Raw genomic sequence first — 12857 nt, 5'->3', positions numbered from 1 at the left:
TATGCCCACCGCCCTTATCGCCGACGACGAGCCGAACCTCTCAGCCGAGCTTGCTTCCCGCTTGACGCGCTTCTGGCCGGAACTGCAGATTGTGGCAATGCCGCGCGACGGTGTGGATGCGCTGGCACAGATCAACGAGAGGCGCCCGGATTTTGCGTTTCTCGACATCCGCATGCCCGGAATCGATGGACTCAAAGTCGCGCAACTCGCCAGCGAAGTGCGAGTGGTGTTTGTGACGGCGTACGACGCCCACGCGGTGGAGGCATTTGAAGCGTCGGCCGTCGATTACTTGCTGAAGCCCGTGACCGACGAGCGTCTATTGCGATGCATCGCGCGCTTGCAGCGGCAGGGCATGTCGGCTACCGACGCGGGGACGGTGGTGTCCGCCTTGCAGCGAGAGGCGGCTCCGATTCGATGGCTGACGGTCGGCATCAAAGATACGACGAAGCTTGTTTCGATCGACGACGTGCTGTTTTTTCAAGCCACCGACAAGTACACAGAAGCCGTGACGTCCGAGCATCGCCATCTGATTCGCACGCCGTTGAAGGAACTGCTGTTGCGTCTCGATGGCGAGCGATTCGCGCAGGTGCACCGCGGCGTGATCGTTTCCTACGCCGCGATCGATCGAATCGAGCGCGACCTGCTGGGTCGCATGCGAATCCATTTGATCGGCCATGACGCGGTGCTGCCCGTCAGCCGCGCCTATGCCGGGTTGTTCAAGCAGATGTGAGCGCGCGGGCAAGCGCGCGCCGGGCCATCACATCGTCCGCAGCGCAAACCGTTTGATCTTGCCCGTCTCCGTGCGCGGCAGCGCGTCGATGAACTGAATCACGCGCGGGTACTTGTACGGTGCGACCGTCTGCTTGACGAACGTCTGCAACTGCGCGACGAGCGCATCGTCGGCCACATATCCGGGTTTCACGACGACGAACGCTTTGACTACCTGCCCGCGCTCGTCATCGGGCGCGCCGATGACGCCGCATTCCGCCACCGCCTCGTGCTGCATCAGCACGCTCTCGACCTCGGGCCCCGAGATGTTGTAGCCGGCTGAGACGATCATGTCATCGGCGCGCGCTTGATAGAAGACGTATCCATCCGCATCGACATAGACGGCATCCCCGGGCAGATTCCATCCGTCGCGCACGAACTTCTTCTGCCGTTCGTCCGCGAGATACTTGCATCCGGTCGGCCCGCGAACCGCGAGCTTGCCGACCGTCCCTGCGGGAACGGGGCGCATTTCATCGTCGACCACCGCGATCACATAACCGGGAATCGCTTTGCCGATGGCGTGAGCGCGAACCTCCTCTCCTGCGGATCCGATGAAGATATGGATCATCTCCGTCCCGCCGATCCCATCGATCATTTCGAGGCCGGTTGTCTTGCGCCAAAGCTCGCGTGTCGAATCGGGCAGCGCCTCGCCCGCGGATACGGTGTTGCGCAGGCTGGCAATGTCGAATTTCGGCACGAGTGTCGCCATCTGACGATAGAACGTCGGCGCGGTGAACATCGTCGTGGCGTGGAAGCGCTCCACCGTGCGCAGCAGCGTTTCAGGCGTCAGCTTTTCGATGAGGACCGTCGATGCACCCACGCGCATCGGGAAGCACAGCAACCCGCCGAGCCCGAACGTGAAGGCGAGCGGCGGTGTGCCGCAGAACACATCGGCGGCAGTCGGCTTGAGAATGTGACGCGGGAATAAATCGCACATCGCGAGTACATCGCGATGGAAATGCATGCAGCCCTTCGGCGCACCTGTCGTGCCGCTCGTGAATGCGACGAGACAGACGTCATCGGCCGCCGTATCGCACGCCGCAAACTGCGCGGGCTTTGCCGAAGCCAGCGATTCGATCGAGCCCGGCGCATCGCTATGAAAAACCCGCACCTCGCTAAGCTCGGAACAGAAGAACTCGCCGTCCTTCTCACGGCACCGGTTCAGCTCGTCGATGAGCCGTGCATCACAAAGGGCCGCGCGTATCTCGGCCTTATCGATGATCTGCTTGAGTTCTTTGGCTCGCAGCAGCGGCATCGTCGGCACGACGACGAGCCCGGCCTTCAAACTCGCGAGGAATGCCGCGGCCATCTGCAACGTATTCGGCCCGCGCAGCAGTACACGGTTTCCGGGGAGGAGGCCCATGTCCTCCACCAGCACGCGCGCCCAGCGATCGACGATCTCGCGCAGCTCGTTATACGTCGTGCCTTGCGGCGCGTCGTCCACCTCCGACCAAATCGCTACGCGCTCGCCATGGCCGGCCGCAATCGTGCCGTCGAGCAGCTCCGTCGCGCAGTTGAAACGCTTGGGGTAGGAGACATCGGGATGATCGAGCAGCAAGACAGGCCATTGATCTTGCGGCGGCAGGTTGTCTCGTGCAAACGTATCGACATGGGCAGACGGTTCCATGGCTCGCTCCGGGTCAGTCTGGAATCACGGCGGTGGCTTCGATTTCTACTTTCGCTCGATCTTCGATGAGCGCGGCGACTTGCACCGCGCTCATGGCGATGTCGTAATCGCCGATCAGTTCGCGGAAGGCTTGGCCGATGTCTCGCCCGGCGGCGAGGTATTCGCGCTTGTCGGTCACGTACCAGGTCATGCGCACGATGTGTTCGGGGCGGGCGCCGGCCTCCCTCAACACCGCGACGATGTTCGCCAGCGCTTGACGCGCTTGGTCGGCGAATGCGTCGGAGCGGAATTGCGCCTCTTCGTCCCAGCCGATCTGGCCGGCAACGAAGATTTGCGTGCCGCGCGCGGCGACACCGTTGGCGTAACCGCGCGGCTTCGGCCAGCCGGCCGGCAAAAGCGGACGTTTCATGATGAGGTGCCTTCCTGTTCGATCGTGGAGGGGGATGCGGTGGCCCGCGAGAGCGCCGCGCGTATATCGTTAGGGATGCTGATCGATCCGCCCGTTTCGAGCGACGTGGTGACGAGCACTTGGGTTGCCGAAAAACGCACGCCGTCGGCGCCGTGCCCTTCGATGCGGATCTTGATCGAGCGGCTGCCGATGTCCAGCACCGAGAGCGCGAGCGAGATCGTTTCGCCCATGCGGCTCGGCCGCGAGAATTCGCATTCGAGCTTGACGATAGGCAAGCCGACGCGGCGGTTGCCGATCATGCCGGCATAGTCGATGCCGAGCGCGTCGTTGAACCAGTCTTCGACGAGCCCATTCGTGAGCGTCAAATACTGTGGGAAGAACACGATTCCGGCCGGATCGCAGTGTGCGAACCGGATGCGCACGGGGCGCTCGAACACAATCGGTGCGTGTGCGTGTGCATGATCGTTCATCGAGTGCCTCCCGATTCGTCTGCGTGACCTTCGGCATGCGCCTTGAGCAGATCGCGCCCGATGATCAACTGCTGCACTTCGGTCGCGCCTTCATAGATACGCAAGGCGCGGATCTCGCGATAAAGCATTTCGACCGGCGTGCCGCTGCAAACGCCTTGACCGCCCCACAGCTGCACCGCGGCATCGATGACGCGCTGCGCGCCTTCGCTCGCATGCCACTTCGCCATGGCGGCTTCGCGCGTGACGCGCTTGCCTTGATCGCGCATCCAGGCGGCGCGATAGACGAGCAGGGCAGCGGAATCGATCGTGAGCGCCATCTCCGCGAGCTTCGCCTGCGTCAGTTGAAAATCCCCGAGCGTCTGCCCGAACATGCGGCGCGACGATGCGCGATCGAGGGCTTCATCGAGCGCATGCCGCGCGAAGCCGAGCGATGCGGCCGCTACCGATGTCCGAAAGATGTCGAGCGTGCGCATTGCGATCTTGAAGCCTTCGCCGGCTACGCCGAGCATCTGCGACTTCGGTACGCGAGCCCCATCGAAGCGCAGACGCGCCAGCGGATGCGGGGCGATGACGTCGATGCGTTCGGCGATCGAGAATCCGGGCGTATCGGCATCGACGACGAATGCGCTGATGCCGCGCGCACCGGGCGCCTCGCCGGTGCGCGCGAAGACGACGTAGAAATCGGCGATGCCGCCGTTGGAGATCCAGGTTTTCTCGCCGTCGAGCACATAGGCGTCGCCGTCTTCGCGTGCCGCGAGCGCCATGGCGGCGACGTCGGACCCTGCCTCGGGCTCCGACAGTGCAAATGCTGCGATGGCTTGCCCGCTTGCGACGCGCGGCAAGTAACGCCGCTTCTGTTCGTCGGTGCCGGCAAGCGAGATGGCACCCGATCCGAGGCCCTGCATCGCCAGCGCGAAATCGGCCAGGCCGGAGTGCGAGGCGAGCGTCTCGCGCAAGAGGCAAACAGCACGCGTGTCGATCGTGTCGCCGTGACCGCCGTATGCCGCACCGCCGACGCCGTAGCGCAGCCAGCCGCCTTCGCCGAGCAAGCGGACGAGCCGGCGGCATTGTTCGTCGACGGCAGCACGCCCCTGTGGGCCCGATACGATCGGCTCGGCGTGTTCGAATGCCGCTTTATTCGCGTCGCACCAGGCATCGAGTTCGCGAGCCAATACGCGATGCCGCTCCTCGAAGAACGGCCAGTCGAGCATGTCGTGCCGTTGAGCGCTGGCCATGTCAGTTCCCCTCGAACACGGGGCGCGTCTTGGCGGCAAACGCGTGATATGCGCGCTCGAAGTCGCGCGTCGCCATGCAGATGGCCTGAGCTTGTGCCTCGGACTCGATCGCCTCGTCGACGCTCATGCTCCATTCTTGATGCAGCATCGTCTTCGTTACGCCGTGCGCGAACGTCGGTCCGGCGGCGATCGTTTTAGCGAGTTCGTCCGCGTCGCCAAGCAAGCTTTCGGGGGCGCACAAGCGATTGTAAAAGCCCCAAGCGAAACCTTCTTCGCCGCTCGCAGCCCGGCCCGTGAACAGCAATTCGGAGGCGCGACCTTGACCGATGATGCGCGGAAGGATCGCGCAAGCGCCCATGTCGCAGCCGGCCAGGCCGACACGCGTGAAGAGAAACGCGAGCTTGCTGCGCGCGGTGGCGAGCCGCATGTCGGAGGCCATCGCGATGATGGCACCGGCACCAGCGCAGACGCCATCGATTGCAGCGACGATCGGCTGCGGGCAATGACGCATCGCTTTGACGAGATCGCCCGTCATGCGCGTGAACATTAGCAATTCAGGCATCGGCAGGCCGACGAGCGGGCCGATGATCTCGTGCACGTCGCCGCCCGAGCAGAAGTTCTCTCCGGCGCCGTGGATGACGACGGCTTTTACGTCCGTCGCGTACGCGAGCTGGCGAAACAAGTCGCGCAACTCCGCATACGAATCGAACGTCAGCGGGTTCTTGCGCTCGGGGCGGTTCAACGTGATGGTGGCCACGCCTTGTTCGAGCCGCCATCCGAAGTGGCGTGCCGAATACGAGGCGAGCGTCGTGCGATTGCCCGCGCGCAGCGCGTCGGCGGTAAATGCAGCGTCCGTCATTGCTTGGTTCTCCTATTCATTTGCATCGCGGCGTGTAGCGTGTCGCCGGCTTTGCACGCTTAGGTTCCTGATCTCTCTTAGCTCTTGATGCTGTCGAGCAGATGTTCCTTGAGCATGCCGAGGCGTTCATGCATTTTCGATTTGTCGTCGATGGGCAGGCCGCCGAACAACTCGACGACCCAACGTTCATGCGCTTGCGCCATCTTGTCGAACAGCGTCCGTCCGGCGGGCGTGAGCTTGACCGTGAACGCACGGCGGTCGTTGGGATCGACGTCGCGCGCGACGAGGCCTTCTTTCTCGAGCTGGTCGGTCAACCCGGTGACATTGCCGCCCGTCACCATGAGCCGGCGCGAGATCTCGCTCATCTTCAGCCCTTCGGGGTGACGTTCGAGCTGCGCCATGAAATCGAAGCGCGGCAGCGTTGTGTCGAACTCGGCGCGCAATCGCCGACGCAGCTCGGTTTGCACGAGGTTTGTCGTCGTCAATAGACGCAGCCATAGGCGCAGGCTCATATGGCTGTCGGCGCCCGTGCTCATTTCGAGGTCGACGACGTTTTCCGCGCGCGGCTCGCGCGGCGCGGCTTTTTTCTTTGCCGAAGCGCGAACGGTATCGCTCACATTACTTCTCCACCGGAAATGGAAATCGACTGGCCCGTGATCGAGCGTGACTCCGGCATCAGGAGCCACAGCACCGTGTGGGCGACCTCATCGGGTTCGATGAAGCGTCGTTGAGGGTTGGAGCGCTGTAGCGCTGCACGTGCATCGTCCGCGGAGCGCCCCGTCTTTGCGATGACTTGGTCGAGCGACTCTTGCAGCAACGGCGTTTCCGTATAGCCGGGGCAGACCGCGTTGACGGTCACGCCCGTCGTTGCGATTTCGAGCGCGAGTGCGCGCGTGAGGCCGATGACGCCATGCTTGGCCGCGCAGTACGCCGTGACATAGGGGTATCCGATTTGCCCGGCCGTGCTGGCGACGTTGACGATGCGGCCGAAGCCGCGCTCGATCATCGCCGGCAGGACGGCTTGCGTGCAGAGGAACGTGCCGGTCAGGTTGACGTCGAGCATCCGCTGCCACAGGCCGAGATCGGTTTTGCCGAACGGCGCGGCTTGCGCTTGGCCCGCGTTGTTGATGAGGACGTCGATGGGGCCAAAAGCTGCGCATGCGGAGGCGAAGGCCTTCTCGACTTCATCGGCTTGCGACACATCCGCCGCTGCGCAATGAATCGCGTCCGATCCGCCGAGTTCCTTGCGCTGGGCGTCGAGCTTGACGGCATCGCGGCCGATGATCGTCACGCGGGCACCGGCGTTCACGAGCACGCGCGCGATGGCCGCGCCGATACCGCTACCGCCGCCGGTGACGACGGCGTGCTTACCGTCGAGCGTGTTCGGCGTGTTCGCATTGGCGCTGGTGTTGGTGCTCATCGTGCCGTCTCCGCCGTATGCACTGCGCGCTCGCGCTCCAGATTGCGTTCGAGTTGGGTCTTACCCGCCATGTATTGCTTCGGCCATGTGACGTCGAAGTAGCCGATCTTCGCCGCTTCGGTCAGCGTCCAAGCCGGATTGGCTAGGTGCGGCCGCGCAACGGCGCACAGATCGGCGCGGCCCGCCGCGATGATGCTGTTGACGTGATCGGCTTCGGAGATGGCGCCGACGGCGATCGTCGAAATGCCGGCCTCGTTGCGAATCCGATCGGCGAACGGCGTTTGAAACATACGGCCGTACACGGGCTTTTCCGCTTTGCTGACCTGGCCCGACGAAACGTCGATCATGTCGGCGCTTGCCGCCTTGAATGCGCGTGCGATTTCCACCGCATCGTCGGGCGTGGTGCCGCCGTCGACCCAATCGTGTGCCGAGATGCGAACTGAGATCGGCTTGCCCTGCGGCCAGACTGCGCGAATGGCTTTGAACACTTCCAGCGGATAGCGCAGGCGGTTTTCAAGGCTGCCGCCGTACTCGTCGGTGCGCTGATTCGTGAGCGGGGAAATGAAGCTCGACAGAAAGTACCCGTGCGCGCAGTGCAGTTCGAGCCAATCGAAGCCGGCTTCGTCCGCCATCTGGGCGGACCGCACGAATTGCGCTTCGATCTCGCGCAGCTCATCGTGCGTGGCTGCACTCGACCATTGACTCACGTCCTTGAGGTACTGCTGGCGTGATGCCGAGACGATTGGCCAATTGCCTTCGGGCAGTGGCTGATCGATGCCTTCCCAGCTCACGCGCGTCGATGCCTTCGCGCCGGCATGACCAAGTTGCATGCCGATCTTCGCGTCGCTCATCGCGTGGACGAAATCGACGACCCGTCGCCAAGCCTGCAGATGCTCATCGGCATACATGCCCGGGCATCCCGGGGTAATGCGCGCTTCCGGCGATACGCAGGTCATTTCCGTCATGACGAGGCCGGCGCCGCCCATTGCACGGGCGCCGAGATGCGTCAGATGATAGTCGCCGACGGTGCCGTCGACGGCCGAGTATTGCGCCATCGGCGAAACGATCACGCGGTTCTTGAGCGTGACGTCGCGTACCGAGAACGGGGTGAACATCGGCGGAATCGAGTGCACGTCTTCTCGCACCCGGTTGGCGCCCGATTTTTCGGCGAGCCATTGTTCGAACGAGCGGACATAGCCCGCATCGCGTTCGCGCAGGTTTTCGTGCGAAATGCGCTGCGAGCGCGTGAGCAGCGAGTAAGCGAACTGCTCGGGCTCGAACGACGCGTAGCGGTCCACGTTTTCGAACCATTCCGTCGAATTGCGCGCGGCGTTCTGAATGCGCAGCACGTCGACGCTGCGCGTTTCGGTGTAATGCGTCAAAGCCGCGCGCAGATCGTTCGGATGTGCGTCGATGCTGTCGGCCAGCGCGATCGAATCTTCGAGCGCGAGCTTGGTGCCCGAGCCGATCGAGAAATGCGCCGTGTGCGCGGCGTCGCCCATCAGCACGATGGGCGTCGTGCCGCCATTCGCGCGCGGCCGGTAATGCACCCATTCTCGATTGACGACGCGCGGAAAGCGAATCCATTGCGCCGAGCCGCGCAAATGCGTGGCGTTCGAGATCAGCGGGTGTCCATCGAGGTACTTGGCGAACAGCCGCTCGCAGAACGCGATGCCGTCCTCCTTGCTCATTTCGTCGAGGCCGGCGGCGCGCCAGACGTGCTCGGGCGTTTCGACGATGAAGGTCGACGTGTCTTGGTCGAAGCGATAGGCGTGCGCTTGAAACCAGCCCCATTCGGTCTTCTCGAAGGCGAACGTGAATGCATCGAAGAGCTTGTGCGTGCCGAGCCAGACGAACCGGCAATCGCGCATGTCGATGTCGGGGCGATAGGTATCGGCATATTTCTGGCGGATGGGGCTGTTGGCGCCGTCGCACGCGATGATGAGATCGGCGTCGTAATCTTCGTCGTTCGTGACGTTCGTTTCGAAGACGAGCTTCACGCCGAGCGATTCGCAGCGCGCTTGAAGGATATTGAGCAGACGTTTGCGGCCGATGCCGCAGAAGCCATGGCCCGACGAGCGGATCGTGCTGCCGCCGAAATGGACGTCGATATCGTCCCAGTGATTGAACGCATCGAGAATCATCTCGGCGCTCGGCGCATCGGCGGCACGCAGGTTCTCCAGCGTTTGATCGGAGAAAACGACGCCCCAGCCGAAGGTGTCGTAGGGACGGTTCCGTTCGATGACGGAGACCTCGTGCGCCGGGTTGCGCAGTTTCATCAATAAGCCGAAGTAGAGGCCGGCGGGCCCACCCCCGATGCAGACGATGCGCATGTTCGCTCCTCGCGTGTCGATGGGGGAAATTTAGGTCTAAATAGTTTAGGTGTCAAGTAAATGTTTGGGCGGGTAGAAGAGCAGATCACCGGCGGCCACTCACCAAATCGGGGATAGAACATGGCACCGCATAAGCCCCGCTTGCCGCGCAAGCTGGACTGGGTGGACTCCTAGGCGGACTTCAGTAGTTACCCTCACATACGAGTCAATAATATACAGGCAGACTGACGATCATATAGACAGGGAGACTGATTACTATGAATCCGACGAAATCTCCGCGCCATGAAGCCCACGCGGTAGCGGACGCTTCGCCGCACGCGACGGATGCTGTATCTGGCGTTATGTTGTACGTCATGCACCCGAAGCTGCTTTTCCGCTTGGTGATCGGCCTCGGTATCGTGCTGGGTGGGATGCTTATTCTTGCATTGCACGGCCCGTCCTTTCCATGAGTTCGATACCTGTCCCGAACCTGATACTGAAGTCAGCAGGACCCTTGTATTCCGTTAAGGAGGTTTGTCGTGCCAAAAGTTAGCGTCCTTGCAACGGGAGATGCCATGCTCACCCAGCGCATCTCTCCGAATCCCGATGCGGATTTCCTCGCGCTCGTCGAGATGCTCCGGAAGACGGACGTGACCATCACCAACGTCGAGATGGTCTTTCCCGGCCGCGGCCGGATGGCCTCGACCACCATGCACGGCATTCCATGCGGCGTCGAGCCCGAGCTGCTTTCCGAGTTCGAATGGCTTGGCATCGACATCTACGGGATGGGGCACAACCACGCGACCGACTACGGCGTCTCGGGCTTGGTCGCCTCGATCGAAGCGCTTGAAGCGCGCGGCTTGACCTACGCCGGGGTTGGACGAACGCTTCAAGAGGCTCGTGCTCCCCGCTATTTCGATGCGCCGGGCTGCCGCGTCGCATATATCGCCGCGGGGTCGAGCAACGCTCGCCTTTGTCTCGCGGCGGATCCGAGCGTTGGCGACGTCGGCCGCCCCGGTACCGCTCCTATTCGTGTACAGAAAACTCACTATATTCGGAAGGAGCGCTTCGACGAACTGCGTGAGATTTTGGCCGAGGCGGGCGTCAATGTGGCGGCGACGGGGACGACGGCTCCCGGCATTCATTTTCCCTATCCGGATAAGAACGTCTATGATGCCCCGCCGGCGGGCGGCTTTGCGGTAGAGGGTGTCAATTTTGCTCCGAGCGACGAATCTTGGGTGCAGACCGACGTCCTCGAGCGCGACGTAAAAGCGCTGATTGCGTCCGTAGCCGAAGCGTCGCGACAGGCGGACCTCGTCTTCGTGGGACTTCACTGCCACGAGGGTATTCAGGGGCGCTGGAATACAGAAGTACCGGCGGAGTTTCTGCAGCCGCTCGCGCATCAACTCATCGATGCGGGCGCGCATGGCGTGTTCGCGCACGGGCCGCATATGCTGCGGGGTGTAGAACTTTATGCCGGCCGGCCCATCTGCTATTCGCTCGGAAATTTCATTTTCAATGTAGAAACGTTTTCGTCGTTCCCGCTCGAAGTGTATGAGCAACAGGGCATGCCATTGACGTCCACGCCGGCGGACCTGTTCGACGTGGTGACCGGCTACAAGAAGCAACCGTTGTTTTGGGAGTCGGTGGTTGCGCGATTCACCTATGAAAACGGCGTCCTGGCCGATAGCGAATTTCATCCGATCACACTCGGTCGCGATGAGCCGCGCAGCCGACGGGGTTGCCCTCAACTAGCGTCGGCAGAGGACGGAGCGCGCATTCTTGCAAGGCTAGACGATCTGTCGAAACCGTTTGGTGCCGGCTTGGATATCGTCCGCGAGGGCGAACGGTATGTCGGAAAAATCAAATCCAGGGGCTAACTCCTGACTTGATGCGGCACCGACGTAGACGCGCTCCGACCTTCGCCTTCTGCAGTGGAAGCGGGATAAGCCAGCTGAAACGGGGTTCCAAAAATGTTCAAAATGACTTTGAACCGAAAACTCGGCTCAATGGTAGCTGTGCTATGGATCGGATTGATCCTAATCGCCGCGGCAGGTGTCCTGCAGTATCGCGCGTCCTTGTTGAAGGACCGCCGCAATCAATTGATCTCGCTCGTTCAACAGGGCGAAAGCGTCATGCAGCGCTACAACACGCTGGCGCAGCAAGGCGTCATGAGTGAGGACGAGGCGAAGAAAAAGGCGCTCGAAGTGCTGTCCTACATGCGCTATGGCCAGGATGGGTATCTCACCGTCAACGACTCCCGCCCCGTCATGCTCATGCATCCGTTTGCGCCAGACTTGGTCGGCAAAGACGAATCGGGCTTTGCGGACCCCACTGGGAAGCATCTGTTCAAGGAACTCGTCAAGGTGGGCAGCGAGAATGGCGGCGGGTTCGTCAATTACGTCTGGTACAAGCCTGGAACCGATCGCAAAACGCCGGTAGAGAAGACTTCATATGCCTTGCGATTCGCACCGTGGGATATGTTCATCGTCACCGGCATGTATATGGACGATGTCAACGCCGAATTCATGAGCGCAATTGTCCGGTGGGCGATCGTTACCGGAGTGCTTGGCTTCATCGCCACGGCCGTGATGTTCGTCGTGCTTCGGAGCGTCCGGCGTGGACTAGGCGGCGAACTCGAGGTGGCGATCGAAACCGCGCACCGCATTTCGCATGGCGATCTCACGGGACACATTACGGTGGTTGGCTACAGCGCCAACAGTCTCATGCACGCACTCGCGAAGATGCAAGCGGGGCTCACGGACGCGGTCGAGCGGATCCGTGCCGGCGCCGAGAACATCAACGTCGGCGCCAATGAAATCGCGGCAGGCAATATGGACCTCTCGCAACGGACGGAGGAGCAAGCTGCGGCACTCGTGGAAACGGCTTCCAGCATGGACCAGATGACGGCCAACGTGAAGCTGAACGCCGATAGCGCGGCGCAAGCCGCGAAGCTGGCCGGGCAAGCGGCCGATGTCGCAACACGCGGCAACAGCGTCGTCGACGACGTCGTCAGAACCATGGGCGAAATCACCTCCAGCTCGCAAAAAATCGGCGACATCATCGGCGTCATCGACGGCATCGCATTTCAGACCAACATTCTCGCGCTCAATGCAGCGGTTGAAGCCGCGCGCGCAGGGGAGCAAGGCCGCGGGTTTGCTGTCGTTGCATCGGAGGTGCGCAGCCTTGCGCAACGCTCCGCGATGGCCGCCAAGGAAATCAAGGCGCTGATCGAATCGTCGACGGGCACCGTCGAGCAAGGGGCGGCGCTCGTCGCCAACGCGGGCGAGACGATGGGCGAAATCGTGCTATCCGTGCGCCGCGTCAGCGAGATCTTGGAGGAGATCAGCCACGCATCGCACGAGCAAAGCACAGGCATCGAACAGATCAACCGCGCTGTCGGCGAGATGGACAAAGTGACGCAGCAAAATGCCGCGCTCGTCGAAGAGGCCGCTGCCGCCGCCCAATCGCTGAGGGAACAGGCTCACGTGCTTCGAGAAGCCATCTCGGGTTTTACGCTGGTGCCCTGAGGCCTGTGCCAACGCGCGCCGATTGCTCCGGCTTTCTCCCGCCCGGGGCGTGCCGGAGTTGACATCGAAAAAATATGCAGGCAGACTGATTATATGATCCGGCGAGCCTGCTTCGGCGGGGCTGCATGATAGTGCGGCCAACCGCCATCCATTGCGCGCTGCCGGCTGTGTCCGCACATCGACAGAGTGAATATGGCAATGAACTTCCAGGAACTGACCGGATTGTG

12 protein-coding genes are annotated in these 12857 nt (G+C 62.2%); 4 read left to right on the top strand and 8 right to left on the bottom strand.

Features of this window, described 5'->3' with window-relative positions; all coding sequences use genetic code 11:
- The first annotated feature begins 1 nt into the window (after position 1).
- Complete coding sequence (locus DWV00_RS02765; RefSeq protein ID WP_115531965.1) at positions 2–730, top strand: LytR/AlgR family response regulator transcription factor; 729 nt, start codon at positions 2–4, stop codon at positions 728–730.
- 27 nt (positions 731–757) lie between these two features.
- On the opposite strand, the gene DWV00_RS02760 is transcribed toward DWV00_RS02765, so the two are convergent.
- The 8 genes from DWV00_RS02760 to DWV00_RS02725 all read right to left on the bottom strand — a co-directional run bounded on the left by DWV00_RS02760 (position 758) and on the right by DWV00_RS02725 (position 9121).
- Positions 758–2395, bottom strand: a complete 1638-nt coding sequence (locus DWV00_RS02760) for an AMP-binding protein (RefSeq protein ID WP_115531964.1) — start codon at positions 2393–2395, stop codon at positions 758–760.
- Between the two features lie 13 nt (positions 2396–2408).
- Positions 2409–2804, bottom strand: coding sequence for a RidA family protein (locus tag DWV00_RS02755; protein WP_115531963.1), 396 nt, complete (start codon positions 2802–2804; stop codon positions 2409–2411).
- Entirely contained in the window at positions 2801–3274 is a 474-nt protein-coding gene (locus tag DWV00_RS02750) for an acyl-CoA thioesterase (protein WP_115531962.1), read from the bottom strand. Before DWV00_RS02750 ends, DWV00_RS02755 begins: the two co-directional genes overlap by 4 nt.
- On the bottom strand, positions 3271–4509 hold the full coding sequence (locus DWV00_RS02745; RefSeq protein ID WP_115531961.1) for an acyl-CoA dehydrogenase family protein: 1239 nt from the start codon (positions 4507–4509) through the stop codon (positions 3271–3273). Before DWV00_RS02745 ends, DWV00_RS02750 begins: the two co-directional genes overlap by 4 nt.
- A 1-nt stretch (position 4510) precedes the next feature.
- Positions 4511–5368, bottom strand: a complete 858-nt coding sequence (locus tag DWV00_RS02740; RefSeq protein ID WP_115531960.1) for an enoyl-CoA hydratase family protein — start codon at positions 5366–5368, stop codon at positions 4511–4513.
- A 77-nt stretch (positions 5369–5445) separates the two neighbouring features.
- On the bottom strand, positions 5446–5985 hold the full coding sequence (locus DWV00_RS02735) for a MarR family winged helix-turn-helix transcriptional regulator (RefSeq protein WP_245964687.1): 540 nt from the start codon (positions 5983–5985) through the stop codon (positions 5446–5448).
- Positions 5982–6788, bottom strand: a complete 807-nt coding sequence (locus DWV00_RS02730; RefSeq protein ID WP_115531959.1) for an SDR family NAD(P)-dependent oxidoreductase — start codon at positions 6786–6788, stop codon at positions 5982–5984. Before DWV00_RS02730 ends, DWV00_RS02735 begins: the two co-directional genes overlap by 4 nt.
- Positions 6785–9121 (bottom strand): bifunctional salicylyl-CoA 5-hydroxylase/oxidoreductase, encoded by a 2337-nt coding sequence (locus tag DWV00_RS02725; RefSeq protein WP_115531958.1) that lies wholly within the window; start codon positions 9119–9121, stop codon positions 6785–6787. Before DWV00_RS02725 ends, DWV00_RS02730 begins: the two co-directional genes overlap by 4 nt.
- Before the next feature lie 257 nt (positions 9122–9378).
- On the opposite strand from DWV00_RS02725, the gene DWV00_RS33585 reads away from it, so the two are divergent.
- The 3 genes from DWV00_RS33585 (at position 9379) to DWV00_RS02715 (ending at position 12630) form a co-directional block, all read left to right on the top strand.
- On the top strand, positions 9379–9570 hold the full coding sequence (locus tag DWV00_RS33585) for a hypothetical protein (protein ID WP_147297821.1): 192 nt from the start codon (positions 9379–9381) through the stop codon (positions 9568–9570).
- 69 nt (positions 9571–9639) lie between these two features.
- Positions 9640–10980 (top strand): CapA family protein, encoded by a 1341-nt coding sequence (locus DWV00_RS02720; protein WP_115531957.1) that lies wholly within the window; start codon positions 9640–9642, stop codon positions 10978–10980.
- A gap of 93 nt (positions 10981–11073) precedes the next feature.
- Positions 11074–12630, top strand: coding sequence for a methyl-accepting chemotaxis protein (locus tag DWV00_RS02715; RefSeq protein ID WP_181885329.1), 1557 nt, complete (start codon positions 11074–11076; stop codon positions 12628–12630).
- The last annotated feature ends 227 nt before the right edge of the window (positions 12631–12857 follow it).

Origin of the sequence: Trinickia dinghuensis (genome assembly GCF_003367175.1) — a bacterium.
GTDB classification, from domain to species: domain Bacteria; phylum Pseudomonadota; class Gammaproteobacteria; order Burkholderiales; family Burkholderiaceae; genus Trinickia; species Trinickia dinghuensis.
The sequence above is the reverse complement of the archived record's forward strand: the minus strand, read 5'-3'. Positions and strand labels throughout refer to the sequence as shown.